At 63.3% G+C, this 2,497-nt stretch carries 2 protein-coding genes; both read right to left on the minus strand.

The window, feature by feature from the left end; translation table 11 throughout:
• On the minus strand, positions 1-506 hold a 506-nt coding region (locus EN932_RS33870), incomplete at its 3' end, for an ATP-binding cassette domain-containing protein (RefSeq protein WP_164890777.1).
• A 344-nt stretch (positions 507-850) separates the two neighbouring features.
• Positions 851-2,497 (minus strand): helicase-related protein (locus EN932_RS33875; protein ID WP_206618996.1); only part of this gene is annotated, 1,647 nt, incomplete at its 5' end.

Consider the following 2,497-nt stretch of genomic DNA (forward strand, 5'->3'; position numbering starts at 1 on the left):
AGCGTGTTCAGCCAGGTTTCGAGCTGGCTGATGCGGACAAGGTCGAGATGGTTGGTCGGCTCGTCGAGCAACAGCACGTCCGGATCGGTGACCCAGACGCGTGCGATTAGCGCAAGCCTCTGCCAGCCGCCACTCAGCGCCTGCATTGGCCGCTCGCGCATCGGCTCGGGCACGTCGAGTGAATCCAGAACCACGTCGACACGCCACATCTCGCTTTCGGCCTGCTCGGACCGCAAGGCATCCGCCACCACCTGCCGGAACGTACGGGTGAGAAGGACCGGGGCAACCGACTGTTCGACATGACCGACGCGCAGGCCGCGCGTGCGGGTGATGTCACCGGAGGTCGGCTCCATCCCGCCGGTCAGGCATTTCAGCAAAGTCGACTTGCCGCGGCCATTGGCGGCGACAATGCCGAGCCGGTCGCCGGTGCCGATGGTGAGGTCGAGATTGGCAAACAGCGGCGCACTCATGGTGACGCCGAGGGATTTGAGGCTGATCAGGGCCATTTGATTTCTCTGGTCTTGCCGGAGGAAAAGTCCGGTTCAATGCACTTTGACGGTGCGCAGGCTGGCCATCAGGCTCGGCGTTGCAACACCACGAAGGGCAGACCAAAAAATCGAAGCGGGAAAAACCCGGACCGTCCCTGGTCAGCCCTGCAAGCAAGCTCGCAGGGCAGAAATCGGGCCACGCTGACGATGGTGACGATGAAACGTAAACACGTGAGCCCTCCTTTCAAGACGTTCGAGTGTGGGGAGCGATTACACCAAAGGCGGGGCTGGTGGCAAGTGGGTCGGCGGAATGCGGCGGCGGCGGAGCGCTTCCCTTCCCCTTCTGGGAGAAGGGGAAGGCGCTACTTTCCCGGCCTACCCGTCTTACCCGGCCGGCGCTTTTCCCGACGGGCGTCGGCGGGGTCTTCGTAGGAGCCAATGCCTGTTCGCTGGCGAACAACTGGCTTGGCGGATTCGTCCCCCACGAGGGGGGAGATTGGCTGCGGCTTGGCCGGCACTTTTCCTTCGATCGGTTTTTCCGTCCGCCGCACCGTCATCTCGTCCAGCGAGTTCTTCTTGAACAGCGGCTTTGTGGCGTCCCCGGGAATGCCGAAATCGGAACCATGTGCCTCGGATGCCGACTGTTTCTTGAACAGCGAGCGCGACACCGCGCCGGCCGGCGTCGGCATGTCGGTACCTGGACCCATGTCGTCGATCGAGGGTTTCGAAAACAGCGGCTTTTTCACCGGCACAGTGCCATCGGCGCCCATCTCGTCGAGATCAGGCTTGCGGAAGAGGTTGGGCCGGGCAGCCTTGGCTGCCTCTTCGGCGGCACGCGCTGCGTCGAGCTTGCGAAAACGCTCCTGTTCCTCTGCTGTACGATGTTTGGCCACGCCCTTGTTGTGCTTGCCCTTTTCGCGGCCGGAGGCCGGGCTTTCCATGTCGGCGTATTTGGCCAGCGGGTCTTCGGAGATGGACAGTTCCATCTCACGCAGGCGCTTGATCTCGTCGCGGATGCGGGCCGCCTTCTCGAAGTCGAGATTGGCCGCGGCATCGCGCATCTGCTTTTCCATCGCGTCGAGATGGGCCTTGAGGTTGTTGCCCATCATGGCGCCGGCACCGTCGGTGAACTGCGAGATATCGGCGCGGACGTGGTCCTTCTCGTAGACCGAATCGAGAATGTCGGAGATGCGCGACTTGACCGATTCCGGTGTGATGCCGTTGGCCGCGTTCCACTCCATCTGCTTTTCGCGGCGACGGTTGGTTTCGGCCATCGCCCGTTCCATCGAGCCGGTCACCTGGTCGGCATAGAGGATGACCTTGCCGTCGACGTTTCTGGCGGCGCGCCCGATGGTCTGGATCAGCGAGGTTTCCGATCGCAGGAAACCTTCCTTGTCGGCGTCGAGAATGGCGACGAAGCCGCATTCGGGAATGTCGAGGCCTTCGCGCAGAAGATTGATCCCGACCAGCACGTCGAAGGCGCCGAGGCGCAGATCGCGCAGGATCTCGATGCGCTCCAGCGTATCGATGTCGGAGTGCATGTAGCGGACGCGGATGCCCTGCTCATGCAGATACTCGGTCAAATCCTCGGCCATGCGCTTGGTCAGCACGGTGACCAAGGTGCGGTAGCCGGCCTTGGTGGTATCGCGAATCTCGCCGACGACATCGTCGACCTGGCTCTTGGCCGGGCGGACCTCGACCGGCGGATCGATCAGGCCGGTCGGACGGATGACCTGCTCGGCGAAGACGCCGCCGGCCTGTTCCATCTCCCAGGCGCCAGGGGTCGCCGAGACCGCGACCGAAAGCGGACGCATGGCATCCCACTCCTCGAAGCGCAGCGGCCGGTTGTCCATGCAGGACGGCAGACGGAAGCCGTATTCGGCCAGCGTCGCCTTGCGGCGAAAGTCGCCGCGATACATGCCGCCGATCTGCGGCACGGTGACATGGCTTTCGTCGATGAAGACCAGTGCGTTGTCAGGGATGTACTCAAACAGCGTCGGCGGCGGATC

The sequence above is a fragment of the Mesorhizobium sp. M7A.F.Ca.US.002.01.1.1 genome (assembly GCF_004022955.1).
Taxonomy (GTDB): Bacteria; Pseudomonadota; Alphaproteobacteria; order Rhizobiales; family Rhizobiaceae; genus Mesorhizobium; species Mesorhizobium ciceri.